Source organism: Pseudomonas sp. sp1636 (assembly GCF_030376615.1).
In the GTDB taxonomy this organism is placed as follows: Bacteria; Pseudomonadota; Gammaproteobacteria; order Pseudomonadales; family Pseudomonadaceae; genus Aquipseudomonas.
The window spans coordinates 165,052-179,145 of the sequence record NZ_JARRAB010000001.1 but is presented as its reverse complement, the minus strand read 5'-3'; the positions used below and the strand labels follow the sequence as shown (position 1 = coordinate 179,145).

Sequence of the window (14,094 nt, the reverse complement as noted above, 5' to 3'; positions counted from 1 at the left end):
GCCGTTGCGGTCTGCGTCAGGCCGCTTCTTGCGCCTCGGCCTGGGTCAGGGCGCGGTTCAAGGCGCTGAACAGGGCGCGGAAGCTCGCCGTGGTCAGGTTCTCGTCGATGCCGACGCCGTGTAGCGCGCGACCACCGTTGACCCGCAGCTCGAGGTAGGCCGCGGCCTTAGCGTTGGTGCCGGCGCCGATCGCGTGCTCGCTGTAGTCCATGATTTCCACGGCCACCGGCAAGCCGGCGACCAGGGCCTCCAGCGGGCCCTTGCCGATGCCGCGCCAGTGCTGGCTTTCGCCCTCGCTGAGCACTTCGACGTCGACCGCGCTGGTACCGTTCTCCTCCTGCAGGCGATGGCCCTTCAGCGCATAAGGGGTAATGGCTTGCAGGTACTCGCGGTCGAGCAGGCGATAGATCTGCTCGGCACTCATTTCCAGACCGAGGCGGTCGGTTTCCTTCTGCACCACCTGGCTGAATTCGATCTGCATGCGCCGCGGCAGGCAGATGCCGTATTCCTGCTCGAGCAGGTAGCTGATGCCGCCCTTGCCCGATTGGCTGTTGACCCGGATCACCGCCTCGTAGCTGCGGCCGATGTCGGCCGGATCGATCGGCAGGTAGGGCACTTCCCAGACGCCGTTCGGATCCTGTTGGCTGAAGCCCTTGCGGATCGCATCCTGGTGCGAGCCGGAAAACGCGGTGTGCACCAGGTCGCCGACATAGGGGTGGCGCGGGTGCACCGGGATCTGGTTGCACTCCTCGACCACCTTGCGCACGTTGTCGATGTCGGAGAAGTCCAGGCCTGGGTGGATGCCCTGGGTGTAGAGGTTCAGCGCCAGGTTGACCAGGTCGACGTTGCCGGTGCGCTCGCCGTTGCCGAACAGGCAGCCTTCGACCCGGTCGGCGCCGGCCATCAGCCCCAGTTCGCTGGCGGCCACGCCGGTGCCGCGGTCGTTGTGGGTGTGCAGGCTGATCAGCACGCTGTCGCGGCGGCCGATATGGCGGCCGAACCATTCGATCTGGTCGGCGTAGACGTTGGGCGTGGCCACTTCCACGGTGGCCGGCAGGTTGAGAATCGCCTTGTTCTCTGGGGTCGGCTGCCAGACGTCGAGCACCGCGTCGCAGACTTCCACGGCGAACGCCAGTTCGGTGGAGGTGAAAATCTCCGGCGAGTACTGGAACGTCCATTGGGTGTTCGGCTGCTGCGCGGCCAGATCCTTGATGATCCGCGCCGCATTCACCGCGATGCCCACCACCCCGGCCTTGTCCTGGTTGAAGACGATACGCCGGAACGAGGGCGCGGTGGCGTTGTAGACGTGGACGATGGCTTTCTTCGCGCCCTTGAGCGACTCGAAGGTGCGGCTGATCAGGTCTTCGCGGGCCTGGGTCAGTACCTGAATGGTGGTGTCCTCGGGGATGTGCCCGCCTTCGATCAGCTCGCGGACGAAATCGAAGTCGGTCTGCGAGGCCGAGGGGAAGCCCACTTCGATCTGCTTGATGCCGACCTGCACCAGGGTCTTGAAGAAGCGCATCTTCTTCGCCGCGTCCATCGGCTCGATCAGCGACTGGTTGCCGTCGCGCAGATCCGAGCTGCACCAGATCGGCACCTCGCTGATGGTTTTCGACGGCCAGGTGCGATCCGGCAGGTCGATGGCCGGGAAGGCGCGGTACTTGCTGGACGGGTCTTTGAGCATGCTCATCTGAAGTTCCTTTTAGCTACGGTCGCACGCGGCGGGCCGGGCTGAATCTGAGAAATGGGACGGGGCGTTGGCGTAAGGAATCAGCCACGCAGTCGCTGGCCGACCAGGCAGAGGGCCGCGCCCGCTCTCGAAAACGCTCCCGGCGTTTTTCCTACCTCCCCCATCCATGGGGTCGCCGGCGGGCTAGCGGCATTTCCCACATCCCTGTGGGTCTTGGCTGTTGGCGCAGCAGGAAGAGGGTGCGGTTAGCGTTCATGGCGCCAACCCTAACCAGCGGGGCTAAAGCTGGCAAGCATTGCTGAAAAATTGGTGATAAAGCGCGTGTGGCTTGTTTATGTGATTTTTTATTGCGTTATGACGGATTGGAATTTGGATTAATTGCGCGGTGTGATTGCGCCTTGCGGGCGGCGCAATCACACCGGCACCTCAGACCGGCGATCCGCCATGCCATGCGCGCATGTCCGCCCCACTGGGGTGTTGGAACACGCGCAGGCCGAACTCGGGCAGGATCGCCAGCAGGTGGTCGAAAATATCCGCCTGGATGCCCTCGTAACTGCCCCAGGCAATGGTGTTGGTGAAGCAATAGAGCTCCAGCGGCAGGCCGTCGGCCGTCGGGCTGAGCTGGCGCACCAGTTGGGTCATGTTCTGGTTAAGCTGCGGGTGCTGGCGCAGGTAATGTTCCACGTAGGCGCGGAAGGTGCCGATATTGGTGATGCGCCGGGTGTTGGCCGGTTCCTGGGCGTCTTCGGCCAGGGCGCTGTTCCAGCTGAGCAGTTCGCTGTGCTTGAGCTTGAGGTATTGCCTGAGCAGGCTGACGCGCTGCAGGCGGGCAATGGCCTCGGCGTCGAGGAAGCCGATGCTGGTCTGGTCGAGGTACAGGCTGCGCTTGATCCGCCGGCCGCCACATTCCTGCATGCCGCGCCAGTTCTTGAACGGGTCGCTGATAAAGCGCTTGGTCGGGATGCTGGTGATGGTCTTGTCCCAGTTCTGCACCTTGACCGTGTGCAGGGCGATGTCGATCACGTCGCCATCGGCATTCAGTTGCGGCATTTCTATCCAGTCGCCGACGCGGATGATGTCGCTGGAGGTGATCTGCACGCTGGCCACCAGCGACAACAAAGTGTCCTGGAAGATCAACATCAACACGGCCGCCATGGCGCCAAGGCCGGATAGCAGGATCAGCGGCGAGCGGTCGAGCAGGGTGGCGACCATCAGGATCGCCGCCACGGCGAACACCGCGATCTTCAACACCTGCAGGTAACCCTTGATCGGCCGTAGGTGGGCATCGCGGCGCAGGTGGTAGAGCGTGTTGGCAATGTCCAGCAGGGTGCTCAAGGCCAAAGCGACGGTCAGCACGATAAAGGCGCTGCAGACGTTGCGGGTCACCGTCACCAGGGCGTCTGGCAGATGCGGCACCAGGCCGACACCGGCGGAGAGAATCAGCACCGGCACTATATTGGCCAGGCGCTTGATCAGTTCGTTATCGAGGTTCTGCGCATTGCGCCCCAGGGCGGTAGCGTCGATCAGGCGGCACAGGGCGCGCACGAGAATGCGCTTGACCAGCCAGTTGGATAGCCAGGCGGCGACGACCAGCAGTGCGGAGAAGGCCAGGGTTTGCAGTGCTGGCTGGGCGTTCAGCCAGTCGAGCCAGCCGTTGAATGGGTTACGCATGTTTCAACTCCGGGTTACACGGGTAGGCCGGCATGCGTCGGTGCATGCCTGGCAGTCCGCGGTGTTCAGGATGCAGGGGGGTGCTGGCGCGTTCAGCGAATGAACGCCTTGCTCACCTCGCGAAACAGCGGGTTGCCGGCCTGCTCCAGCCATTCGAAGGCGACCATCTCTCGCGACACGATGCTGGCGCCGGCTTGCTGCATGCGCGCCAGGGCCAGCGCCTTGTCCGAGGCCTGGCGCGAGCCGACGGCCTCCGCCACCACGAACACCTGGCGGCCCTGGACGAGCAGGTCGAGTACGGTCTGCAACACGCAGACGTGCGCTTCGCTGCCGCACACCACGAACTGCGCGCGTTCGCCGCCGGGACGCTGGAACAGTTCGCCTTCGCTGACTGCAGAAAAATGCAGTTTCTCGATGATGGCCGAAGCCGGGTGGCCATCGCGCAAGGACGCGATCGTCTGCCCCAGGCCCTTGCTGTACTGTTCGGTGAGCAGCACGGGCACGCCGATGCGCTGCGCCACCTGCTGCAACCACAAGGCATGTTCGGCCAGTGTGGCGCGGTCATGGATGACCGGAAACAGGCGGGCCTGAATGTCGATGAGCAGCAGGGTTGAAGTCTCGGCTTTGATTCGCATCAACAGTCCCTCGTTATGGGTAAGTCACTGGAGCACGGCCATGTTTCAGGGTTTGAAGGCCCCGATGAAAATGGCCGGGTCGATCCGCGCATCATTCAGGCTGACGTTCCAGTGCAAATGCGGCCCGGTGGCGCGGCCGGTGGCGCCGACCTTGCCGAGCACGCCGCCGCGCGGCAGTTCGTCGCCGACTTTGACGCCGACCTCCGAGAGGTGGCAGAACATGCTGATCAGGCCCTGGCCGTGGTCGACGAATACGGTCTTGCCGTTGAAGAAGTAGTCGCCGATCAGGATGACCCGTCCTGCCGCCGGCGCCTGGATCGGGGTACCGCGCTTGGCGGCGAAGTCCAGGCCGGAATGCGGGTTGCGCTCCTCGCCATTGAAGAAGCGGCGCAGGCCGAAGGGGCTGGACAATGGCCCGCTGACGGGCTTGTCGAACAGCAGGTTGCTCGGCTGGCGGGCACTGAACTGCTGGTAGGCGCGGGTTTGCTCGGCCAGTTCGCGCTCGATGCGCTTGAGGTTGGCGGCGTTCGGGTTGACCTGCTGCGGGTTCTTGAGGGTGATGCGCTGCTCGGCGTAGTGCTTGCCGCCGACCTGGAAGCTCAGGCTCCGGGCGTCGTTCACCTCGATCTGCTGAGGGCCGGGTTTGGTTGTCAGGGGCAGGCCGACGATGGCGATCCAGCGCTGGCCGTCCTCGCGAATCACCAGCAGCGGTTTGCCTTGGAAAGTGGCGCGGGGTGCGCTGGCGGCGGTGCCGAGGTCGAGCACGGCGACGCCGCCGGGTATCGGCTGGTTGAGCAGGCGGCTGATAAAACCTTCGGCCTGCACGGGCAGGGCGAGGCAAAGGCTGGCTAACAAGGCAATTAATCGCATGGGCTATCCCGGCTGTAGGGTGGATGCCGTTGTGCTCATCCACCTGATGATCGATCAGTCCAGCAACGACAGGGTCGCCGGCTGCACGTGGTTGTCCTCGACCCGCACGTCCAGCTCGCCCTCGCCCAGGCGTGCTTTCAGGCGTTGGCCGGTGTGGGTGTCGGCGGCGCGGCGCACGGCCCGGCCGCGCTCGTCGAGGAGGATGCTGTAGCCGCGGCCGAGGGTGGCCAGCGGGCTGACCGCCTGCAGGGTCTGCACCTGGCTTTGCAGTTGCAAACGGCGTTGTTTCAGGCCTTCGCGCATGGCCCGTGGCAGGCGCTCGGCGAGGCTGCCCAGGCGCTGGCGCAGCAGTTGCAACGTGCGCTCGGGATGCTGGCCGGCCAGGCGGGTGTGCAGGCGCGCCAGGCGTTCGCGGCGAATGTTCAACTGGCGCTCGCAGGCGCGCGCCAGGCGCATCTCCAGGTCGTCCAGGCGCTGGGCGTGCTGGCGCAGGCGCTCGCCGGGGTGGCGCAGGCGCCGGCTCAAACCGTCCAGGCGCAGGCGTTCGCGCTCCAGGCGGTTGTGCATGCGCATGACCAGGCGGCGCTGCAGGCTGTGCAAGCGCTGCACCAGTTCGCTGCTGTCGGGGGCCAGCAGTTCGGCGGCGGCCGAGGGGGTGGGCGCGCGCACGTCGGCGACGAAATCGGCGATGGACACGTCGGTTTCGTGGCCCACCGCGCTGACGATGGGGGTGACGCAGGCGGCGATGGCGCGGGCCACCGGCTCTTCGTTGAAGCACCAGAGGTCTTCCAGGGAGCCGCCGCCGCGGGCCAGGATCAGCGCGTCGAAGCCCTGGCGGTCGGCCAGTTGCAGGGCGCGGATGATCTGCGCGCTGGCTTCGCGGCCCTGTACGGCAGTGGGGATCAGGGTCAGGGCGACCTGCGGGGCGCGGCGGCGGAACACGCTGATGATGTCGCGGATTACCGCGCCGGTCGGCGAACTGACGATGCCGATGCGCTTGGGGTGGGCCGGCAGGGCGGCTTTGCGCTCGCTGGCGAACAGACCCTCGGCGCCGAGTTTGTCCTTCAGCGCTTCGAAGGCCAGGCGCAGGGCGCCGTCGCCGGCCGGCTCGACGCTGTCGAGAATCAACTGGTAATCGCCGCGTCCTTCGAACAGCGAAACCTTGCCGCGCACCTTGACCGCCAGGCCGTCGCGCAAGGCCTGACGGACTTTGGCCGCGTTCTGTCGGAACAGCGCGCAGCGCACCTGGGCCTGACTATCCTTGAGGGTGAAGTAGATATGCCCGGAAGCCGGCTTGGCCAGGTTGGAGATTTCCCCCTCGACCCAGATACCGGAAAACACATCCTCCAGCAGCAGGCGTGCGCGGTTATTCAACTGGCTGACGCTGAGCACTTCGCGGTCGAGGTTCAGGCGTTGGAACGGGTCTTTGATCATGCCCGGCATGATAAAGGCTTTGCCGGGCCGACCATAGGCCGTTTGCCTTGACCGGCGGCGCCGGGCCATTAAGCTGCGCGGCTATTACCTCGGGCCAGAGTCTTTTCATGAACGAACAGCAAGCCATCATAGTGCCGAAAATCTCCAGCTTCTCCGGGCATGAGGCCAGGGCGCGGGCGATTGTGCGCTGGCTGGTGCAGCAGGATGTCATTGAGGCGCAGCTAAGCACCTGCGGCCGCACCTTCAACAAGCTGGCCTATGGCATTGCCCCGGGTGCCCGGCGGGTGGTCGAAGAGCCGGCGCTGCTGCCGTTCGACCGGCCAGTCCATGGCCTGGAGATCGTCTCCAAGCGCTGCATCTTCACCCCGCTGCACGACTTTCTCGAGGAGGCCGGTTGTCCGCAGTGCCGCCAGGAGGTTGGCGTGGAGCTGTTCGACCGTCTGGAGGAATGGATGCCCGGCCATACCGACACCTTCCTCTGTCCGCTATGCGGGCATGAAGACGACATCAACGGCTTCCTGTTTCTGCAGCCCTGCGGCTTTTCCAATCTGGGGTTTATCTTCAATAACTGGGCCGAGGCGGCTTTTAAGCAGAGTTTTCTCGACGAATTCGCCGAGCGGCTGGATTATCCGCTGTCCGTGGTTGAGGTCAAACTGTAACGCCTGCTTGGCAGGCGCGGGCGCTGGCTGCGACAGGGCGCGGCATCGCGGCCGATTGTTTGCATGAGTGCAGGGGCTTGCCTGAGAGTTTGTGAGAAAACTCTCGCCTACTGCGACCGCCTCCAAACGCCCGCTGCGGCGCTCGATTTTTTAACAACCTCTGAGTATAATGGCGCGCTTCCAATTTTCCCGTCCGGGAGCCCCCGCCATGCTGCGTATCAGTCAAGAAGCTCTAACCTTCGACGACGTTCTACTTATTCCTGGTTATTCCGAAGTTCTGCCGAAGGATGTCAGCCTCAAGACTCGCCTGACCCGCGGCATCGAACTGAATATTCCGTTGCTCTCTGCTGCCATGGATACCGTGACCGAAGCCCGTCTGGCGATTGCCATGGCGCAGGAAGGCGGCATCGGCATCATCCACAAGAACATGACCATCGAGCAGCAGGCTGCCGAGGTACGCAAGGTCAAGCGCTACGAGTCCGGTGTGGTCAAGGATCCGATCACCATCGAGGCCGACGCCACTGTGGGCGACCTGTTCGACCTGACCCGGCAGAACAATATTTCCGGCGTGCCAGTGCTGCACCACGGCGATCTGGTCGGCATCGTCACCAGTCGCGACGTGCGCTTCGAGACCAACATGGCCGCCAAGGTGCGCGAAGTGATGACGCCCAAAGAGCGTCTGGTCACGGTCAAGGAAGGCGAAGACACCCAGGTGGTGCGCGAACTGCTGCACAGGCACCGCATCGAGCGGGTGCTGATCGTCGACGGTCAGTTCCGCCTCAAGGGCATGATGACCGTCAACGATATCGAGAAGGCCAAGGCCTATCCGCTGGCCAGCAAGGACGATCAGGGTCGTCTGCGCGTCGGCGCGGCGGTCGGTACCGGTGCCGATACCGGTGACCGCGTAGCCGCCCTGGCGGCGGCCGGCGTCGATGTGATCATTGTCGACACCGCCCACGGTCATTCCAAAGGTGTGATCGACCGGGTGCGTTGGGTCAAGCAGAACTTCCCCGAAGTCCAGGTGATCGGCGGCAACATCGCCACCGGCGATGCCGCCAAGGCCCTGGTCGAAGCTGGCGCCGATGCGGTCAAGGTCGGTATCGGCCCGGGCTCGATCTGCACCACGCGCATCGTTGCCGGGGTGGGTGTGCCGCAGATTTCCGCGGTGGCCAATGTCGCCGCCGCGCTGCAAGGCACTGGTGTGCCGCTGATCGCCGACGGCGGTATCCGCTTCTCCGGCGATCTGTCCAAGGCCGTAGTCGCGGGTGCCTCTTGCGTCATGATCGGCTCGATGCTGGCCGGTACCGAAGAAGCGCCGGGCGAAGTCGAGCTGTTCCAGGGCCGTTCCTACAAGGCTTACCGCGGCATGGGTTCGCTGGGCGCCATGTCCCAGGCCCAGGGTTCCTCGGATCGTTACTTCCAGGACTCCTCCGCCGGTGCCGAGAAGCTGGTGCCGGAAGGCATCGAGGGACGCGTACCCTACAAGGGCGCGATGGCGGCCATCGTCCATCAACTGATGGGCGGCCTGCGCGCGTCCATGGGTTACACCGGTTGCGCCACTGTCGAAGAAATGCGCACCAAGCCCGAGTTCGTGCGCATCACTGGCGCCGGCATGGCCGAGTCGCATGTGCATGATGTGCAGATCACCAAGGAAGCCCCGAACTATCGCGTGGGCTGAGATCCATCGCATTGAATCGACATGGGGCTGTTCTGCAGCCCCTTGTCATTTGTGAATTCCGCTACGAGAGACGGCCATGGCTCACCAAGATATTCACGCCCACCGCATCCTGATCCTCGACTTCGGCTCCCAGTACACCCAGCTGATCGCCCGCCGCGTGCGCGAGATTGGGGTGTATTGCGAACTGCATCCGTACGACATGAGCAACGAGGACATCCGCGCCTTCGCGCCGCGCGGGATCATCCTCGCCGGTGGCCCGGAGTCGGTGCATGAGGCCGACAGCCCGCGCGCGCCGCATGCGGTATTCGACCTCGGCGTGCCGGTGTTGGGTATCTGCTACGGCATGCAGACCATGGCCGAGCAGCTCGGCGGCAAGGTGCAGGGCTCGGATGTGCGCGAGTTCGGCTACGCCCGCGTCGATGTGGTCGGCAAGGGCCGCCTGCTGGCCGGCATCGAAGACCATGTCGACGACGACGGCGTGTTCGGCCTGGACGTGTGGATGAGCCACGGCGACAAGGTCACCGCCATGCCCGAGGGCTTCCATATCCTCGCCAGCACCCCGAGCTGCCCGATTGCCGCCATGAGCGACGACCACCGCGGCTACTACGGCGTGCAGTTCCATCCCGAGGTGACCCACACCAAGCAGGGCGGACGCATCCTCTCGCGCTTCGTCCTGGAAATCGCCGGTTGCCAGGCGTTGTGGACGCCGTCGAATATCGTCGAAGACGCGATTGCCCAGGTGCGTGCCCAGGTCGGCAGCGCCAATGTGCTGCTGGGTTTGTCCGGCGGGGTCGACTCTTCCGTGGTCGCGGCTTTGCTGCACAAGGCGATCGGCGACCAGTTGACCTGCGTGTTCGTCGACAACGGCCTGTTGCGCCTGCACGAAGGCGAGCAGGTGATGGCCATGTTTGCCGAGAACATGGGGGTCAAGGTGATCCGCGCCAATGCCGAGGAGCAGTTCCTCGGCAACCTGGCCGGCGAAGCCGATCCGGAGAAGAAGCGCAAGATCATCGGCCGCACCTTTATCGATGTGTTCGATGCCGAAGCCAGCAAGCTGGACAACATCAAATTCCTCGCCCAGGGCACCATCTACCCGGACGTGATCGAGTCGGCCGGCGCCAAGACCGGCAAGGCCCACGTGATCAAGTCGCACCACAATGTCGGCGGCCTGCCGGAGGAGATGAACCTCAAGCTGGTCGAGCCATTGCGCGAACTGTTCAAGGACGAAGTGCGGCGTATCGGCCTGGAGCTGGGCCTGCCTTACGACATGGTCTACCGCCACCCGTTCCCGGGCCCGGGTCTGGGCGTGCGCATCCTCGGCGAGGTGAAGAAGGAATACGCGGACATTCTGCGCCGCGCCGACCACATCTTCATCGAAGAGCTGCGCAACTTCGACTGGTACCACAAGACCAGTCAGGCCTTCGTGGTGTTCCAGCCGGTCAAGTCGGTCGGGGTGGTCGGCGACGGCCGTCGCTACGCCTGGGTCGTCGCCCTGCGCGCGGTGGAAACCATCGACTTCATGACCGCGCGCTGGGCGCACCTGCCCTACGAATTGCTGGAGAAGGTGTCCAACCGGATCATCAACGAAATCGAAGGCATCTCCCGGGTCACCTACGACGTGTCGAGCAAGCCGCCGGCGACCATCGAGTGGGAATGATGCGTTAGCGGGACGGCTTCCCGGTCGTCGGCCATGCAGGCGTTGCGTCCTCGCTTTTAATGCTCGCGTACTGCAGTACGCTGCGCTTAAAAGCTCCGGGGCGCTTTGCCTGGCCTTAGCCCAGTAACCCTTTTTCGGCGTCGCCTGTTTGATTTTGAAAGCTTCTAAAAAGCCGATCCGTCAGAGGCCGGCTATTACATGCCTACCTTGCTTTCCCGATGGGCCCAGCGTGTTGTTCTAGAAAGTCCCCCTATCTAGAGGTGTCTGTACCCATGTCATTTACACGTCGACAACTTCTCGGTGGCCTGCTTGGTTTGACCGCCGTAGGGCTGGGTACCGGCGGCGTACGCTACTGGCTGGGGCGCCCGCAGAATGCGGCGACCCACGACTACGAATTGATCGCTGCACCACAGGATATCGAGCTGGTGCCCGGGCACATGACTCCGGCCTGGGCCTATGGTGGGCAGGCGCCGGGCGTGGAGATTCGTGCGCGCCAGGGCGACTGGTTGCGGGTGCGTTTTATCAATCATCTGGACGAGCCGAGCACCATTCATTGGCATGGCATCCGCCTGCCGCTGGAAATGGACGGTGTGCCCTACATCTCGCAGTTGCCGGTGCTGCCGGGCGAGTATTTCGACTACCGCTTCAAGACCGAAGACGCCGGCAACTTCTGGTACCACCCGCACCTGTCCAGCGCCGGGCAACTGGGCCGCGGGCTGGTCGGCCCGCTGATCGTCGAGGAGCGCGAACCGAGCGGGTTCAGGCATGAGCGCACGCTGAGTCTGAAGACCTGGCACATCGACGAGCAGGGTGCCTTCAGCGCCTTCAGTGTGCCGCGCGAGGCGGCGCGTGAAGGTACGCGCGGGCGGCTGACGACTATCAATGGCAAGCCTGCCCCGGTTTTGCAGCTGCCAGCGGGGCAGGTGGTACGACTGCGGTTATTGAATCTGGATAACACGGTTACTTATAAGCTCAATTTGCCGGGCGCCGATGCGCGCTTGTATGCGCTGGACGGTCACCCGATCGAGCCGCGCGCGCTGGGCAAGGAGTACTGGTTGGGGCCTGGCATGCGTATCGATCTGGCGGTTCGCGTACCGGCGGCTGGCCAGGAGCTGTCGCTGCGCAACGGGCCGCTGCGCCTGGCCACCCTGAAGAGCACGGCGACGCCTGAGCGCGCGGGCGACTGGCCGGCGCGGCTGCCGCGCAATCCGGTGGCGGAGCCCGATCTGGCGCGGGCCGAGACCCTGCGTTTCAACTTCGAGTGGTCGGCGAAGCTGGCTGGTGTGGACGACAAGGGTCCGGCCAAGTATTGGCAGATCAACGGCCAGGCCTGGGACATCAATGACAAAACCTGCGCGGATCGGCCCATCGCCAGCCTGAAGAAGGACGGTCACTATATCTTCGAGCTGCGCAACATGGCCCAGTACCTGCACCCGATCCACCTGCACGGGCTGTCGTTCAAGGTGCTCGACTCGAACCGCAAGAAGATCATCCCGTATTTCACCGACACCTATTTATTGGGCAAGAATGAGGTCGCGCGAATCGCCTTCGTCGCGGATAACCCAGGCATCTGGATGTTCCATTGCCATGTCATCGACCATATGGAAACCGGCCTGATGGCCGCGATCGAGGTGGCCTGATGCGCCAGCCAAAGATCATCGACCGCAGCCGCGACGCGCACTTCATGCGCGAGGCCCTGGCCCTGGCCGCCGAGGGCGCGGCCTTGGGCGAGGTGCCGGTCGGCGCGGTGCTGGTGCAGGATGATGCGATCATCGGGCGCGGCTTCAACTGCCCGATTTCCACGCATGACCCCAGCGCCCATGCCGAGATGGTGGCGATCCGTGCGGCGGCGCAGGCCGTCGACAACTACCGTCTGCCGGGCAGCACCCTGTATGTGACCCTGGAGCCGTGCAGCATGTGCGCCGGGCTGATCGTACACGCGCGGATTCAGCGGGTGGTGTATGGCGCCACCGAGCCCAAGGCCGGGGTGGCGCTGAGTCGTGGCGAGTTCTTCAGCCAGGCGTTTCTCAATCATCGGGTGCTGATCGAGGGCGGGGTGTTGGCCGAGGAGTGCGCTGCGCTGCTCAGTGCGTTCTTCAAGACCCGGCGCGCAACGCGCTAGAGGCCGTCTTTTCCCGCAGCCCGCTGAATAAGCTTAAGCGCAATCCGGGCGACGATGGACGGCTGAGGTGCTCCTCGGATTTGCTCCACATCGAAGCGGATGCGCTTCGATGCGCTCAAGGCCATCCTGCGGATCGGTAGAGCAATTGGGCAGGTCGAGCAGGTGAGGCGATCGGCTCGCGTTACAGTGGCGGCAGCTCTTCCCGGGGTGGCGTCTTGTTTACCCCGGGCGTGTGCAGGTTGCTGGCGGCCATTTGGCTGCCTTCCAGCTGCGGCTGGGTGACCCAGGTGAGGATGTCGTAATAGCGGCGGATGTTGCGCACGAAATGCACCGGTTCGCCGCCACGGGCATAGCCGTAGCGGGTCTTGCTGTACCACTGCTTTTGCGCCAGGCGCGGCAGGATCTTCTGCACATCCAGCCATTTGTTCGGGTTCAGGCCCTCGGCCTCGGTGAGCTTGCGCGCATCTTCCAGGTGGCCGCCGCCGACGTTGTAGGCGGCCAGGGCGAACCAGGTACGATCCGGCTCCTGGATGCTCTCGGGCAACTGTTGTTTCACCTGGACGATGTATTTGGCGCCGCCATCGATGCTCTGCTTGGGGTCGAGGCGGTTGGACACGCCCATGGCCTGGGCGGTGCGCAGGGTCAGCATCATCAGGCCGCGCACTCCGGTTTTCGAGGTGGCAGACGGTTGCCAGAGTGATTCCTGATAGCCCATGGCGGCGAGCAGGCGCCAGTCGACCTGATTGGTCTGCGCCGCCTGGCGGAAATCCTTCTCGTAACGGGGCAGGCGTTGCTGCAGGTGCTTGGCGAACGTATAGGCGCCGACGTAACCCAGCACGTCGACGTGGCCGTAATAGCGCTCCTTCAGGCGTTGCAGGCTGCCGTTCTGCTGCGCGCGCTCGAGAAAGCGGTTGATCTCCTCGAGCAGGCTGTTGTCGGCGCCGGGGGCGACGGCCCAGGCCAGGCTTTGCGAGTCGCCGAGGTCGAAGGCCACTCGCACGTTGGGGAAGTACACCTGGTTCATCGCCAGTTCGTTGGAGTCGACCAGGGTCAGGTCGATTTGCCCTTCGTCGACCATGCGCAGCAGGTCGACCACTTCCACCGCAGCCGACTCTTGGTAGTTCAGTTCCGGCAGCTCGACCTTCAATTGGGCCAATTGCTCGGCGTGGCTGCTGCCCTTGAGTACCAGGATGCGTTTGCCGAGCAGGTCGTCCGGGCGAGTGGGGCGCCGTTGGCCATCGCGGTAGATGATTTGTGGGGTGACTTCCAGATAAGGCAGGGAGAAACGGGCGACCTGCTGCCGTCCGTCGCTTTCTACCAGGCCGGCGGCGGCCAGCACCGGGCCATTTTTCTTGGCGAGGCTGGCAAACAGTTCGTCGAGGTTGTCGGCGGTCTCGATTTGCAGTTCCAGGCCCAGGTCGTCGGCAAAGCGTTTGACCAGTTCGTACTCGAAGCCGGTTTCGCCGTTGCGATCCTGGAAGTAGGTGGCCGGGCTGTTGCGAGTGATCACCCGCAGTACACCCTCCGCCTTGACGCGCTCGAGCGCGCTGGGTTCTTCAGCGCAACTGATGAGCAGTAGGAGGATCCCGATCGCCGACAGCCAGTTGGCACAGCGTGTACGGAACGCAGATTGAGCAAACATGGGCGCAGTATACGCAAAGCGTGCTGCTCACCATAT

Annotated in this window: 11 protein-coding genes; 5 read left to right on the top strand and 6 right to left on the bottom strand. The window is 64.2% G+C overall.

Annotated elements, in window-relative coordinates:
- Positions 1-16: 16 nt before the first annotated feature.
- From leuA to xseA, 5 genes are all read right to left on the bottom strand, one after another.
- Positions 17-1,690, bottom strand: coding sequence for a 2-isopropylmalate synthase (gene leuA / locus P8H27_RS00815; RefSeq protein ID WP_289634718.1), 1,674 nt, complete (start codon positions 1,688-1,690; stop codon positions 17-19).
- Positions 1,691-2,116: 426 nt separating this feature from the next.
- Positions 2,117-3,361: a mechanosensitive ion channel family protein gene (locus P8H27_RS00810; protein ID WP_289634717.1), complete on the bottom strand. Its 1,245-nt coding sequence runs from the start codon at positions 3,359-3,361 to the stop codon at positions 2,117-2,119.
- A gap of 92 nt (positions 3,362-3,453) precedes the next feature.
- The gene (locus P8H27_RS00805; protein ID WP_289634716.1) at positions 3,454-3,996 is read right to left on the bottom strand and encodes a hydrolase; all 543 of its coding nucleotides are present in this window, start codon (positions 3,994-3,996) and stop codon (positions 3,454-3,456) included.
- 45 nt (positions 3,997-4,041) lie between these two features.
- The gene (locus P8H27_RS00800; RefSeq protein WP_289634715.1) at positions 4,042-4,866 is read right to left on the bottom strand and encodes a M23 family metallopeptidase; all 825 of its coding nucleotides are present in this window, start codon (positions 4,864-4,866) and stop codon (positions 4,042-4,044) included.
- A 54-nt stretch (positions 4,867-4,920) separates the two neighbouring features.
- On the bottom strand, positions 4,921-6,300 hold the full coding sequence (gene xseA / locus P8H27_RS00795; protein ID WP_289634881.1) for an exodeoxyribonuclease VII large subunit: 1,380 nt from the start codon (positions 6,298-6,300) through the stop codon (positions 4,921-4,923).
- A gap of 107 nt (positions 6,301-6,407) precedes the next feature.
- Between xseA and P8H27_RS00790 the strand changes: the two genes are divergently transcribed.
- The 5 genes from P8H27_RS00790 (at position 6,408) to tadA (ending at position 12,416) form a co-directional block, all read left to right on the top strand.
- Positions 6,408-6,959, top strand: coding sequence for a sugar ABC transporter ATPase (locus tag P8H27_RS00790; protein WP_289634714.1), 552 nt, complete (start codon positions 6,408-6,410; stop codon positions 6,957-6,959).
- Positions 6,960-7,167: 208 nt separating this feature from the next.
- Positions 7,168-8,637: an IMP dehydrogenase gene (gene guaB, locus P8H27_RS00785; RefSeq protein ID WP_289634713.1), complete on the top strand. Its 1,470-nt coding sequence runs from the start codon at positions 7,168-7,170 to the stop codon at positions 8,635-8,637.
- Positions 8,638-8,713: 76 nt separating this feature from the next.
- Entirely contained in the window at positions 8,714-10,294 is a 1,581-nt protein-coding gene (gene guaA / locus P8H27_RS00780) for a glutamine-hydrolyzing GMP synthase (RefSeq protein ID WP_289634712.1), read from the top strand.
- A gap of 272 nt (positions 10,295-10,566) precedes the next feature.
- Positions 10,567-11,934, top strand: coding sequence for a multicopper oxidase family protein (locus tag P8H27_RS00775; protein WP_289634711.1), 1,368 nt, complete (start codon positions 10,567-10,569; stop codon positions 11,932-11,934).
- Positions 11,934-12,416, top strand: a complete 483-nt coding sequence (gene tadA / locus P8H27_RS00770; RefSeq protein ID WP_289634710.1) for a tRNA adenosine(34) deaminase TadA — start codon at positions 11,934-11,936, stop codon at positions 12,414-12,416. Before P8H27_RS00775 ends, tadA begins: the two co-directional genes overlap by 1 nt.
- A gap of 181 nt (positions 12,417-12,597) precedes the next feature.
- Here tadA and mltF read toward each other — a convergent pair whose 3' ends face one another.
- On the bottom strand, positions 12,598-14,058 hold the full coding sequence (mltF, locus tag P8H27_RS00765; protein ID WP_289634709.1) for a membrane-bound lytic murein transglycosylase MltF: 1,461 nt from the start codon (positions 14,056-14,058) through the stop codon (positions 12,598-12,600).
- Positions 14,059-14,094: the final 36 nt, after the last annotated feature.